2 protein-coding genes are annotated in these 998 nt (G+C 76.1%); both read left to right on the top strand.

Features of this window, described 5'->3' with window-relative positions:
- A partial coding sequence (locus tag FRW57_RS23710) for a hypothetical protein (protein ID WP_162529474.1) occupies positions 1–196 on the top strand: 196 nt, incomplete at its 5' end.
- A partial coding sequence (locus FRW57_RS22035; protein WP_275263258.1) for a sucrase ferredoxin occupies positions 193–998 on the top strand: 806 nt, incomplete at its 3' end. The genes FRW57_RS23710 and FRW57_RS22035, both read left to right, overlap by 4 nt.

Genomic DNA, 998 nt, shown 5'->3' on the forward strand with positions numbered 1-998 from the left:
CGCGCGAGCAGCCGGGGCGAGCGGGGTGTCGATCGAGCTGCCGGAGGCGAACGGCCGGCGTGACGGGTCCGGGGTGCCGGCGCCCGCGCCGATCGCCGCCATCGCCGGCGCGCTGCCGGAGGTCTCCGGCAACACCAGCACCGAACCCACCGCCGCCGAGCTGCCCCTGCCGGAGTTCCCCGCGGGGCGCGAGTGACCTCGCTGGCCCACGGCCGCAGCGCCCCGGACGCGTGCTCGGTGCTCTGGGACAACCTCGAGGCCCCGGCCTACGGGACCGCCTCGGTGGCCCGGTTCTGGGTGGCCCTCGAGCAGGAGGGACCGTGGGGGCGCGACGCCGCCCGCGAGTCTCACCTCGCGCCGGACGTCGGTGACCAGCTCACCCGTGCCTGTGCCGACGCCGGGGGCCGGTTGATCTTGGTTCGGCGCCCGGGCGTGCACCCGGATCGCCATACGCCGCAGTCGCACCGGGTCTTCGTCGCTTGGTCGGGCGAGGCGCCCTGGTTGTTGTCGGGCACCGTCGCGGACCCGGCCGAGCTGCTGCACCGGATCGATCCCGAGCTGCTCGGCACCGGTGACCGGGAGGCTGCCCTGCGTCGGTGGCCGGAGCTCGCACCCGCCGAGCCGGTCCTGCTGGTCTGCACCAACGCCAAGCGGGACGTCTGCTGCGCGGTGCGCGGCCGACCCGTCGCCGCTGGTGCCGCCGAGCGGCAGCCGGGTCGGGTCTGGGAGTGCTCGCACACCGGCGGTCACCGGTTCGCGCCCACGGGCATCCTGCTCCCCCACGGTCAGACGCTGGCCAGGCTCGACACCGACCTCGCGGCGCAGACCGTGGACGCGGCGGCCGACGGGCAGCTCCCCCGGCTCCTGCTCGGCACCGTCCATGACCGAGGGCGCAGTGCGCTGCCGCCGCAGGCCCAGGCGGCGGAGTCGTTCGTGCGCGCCGAGATCGGCGAGACCGACCTCACTGCCCTGGCGACCGTGAACGGAGAGGACACGCC

It is taken from the genome of Segeticoccus rhizosphaerae, from assembly GCF_009192725.1.
In the GTDB taxonomy this organism is placed as follows: Bacteria; Actinomycetota; Actinomycetes; order Actinomycetales; family Dermatophilaceae; genus Segeticoccus; species Segeticoccus rhizosphaerae.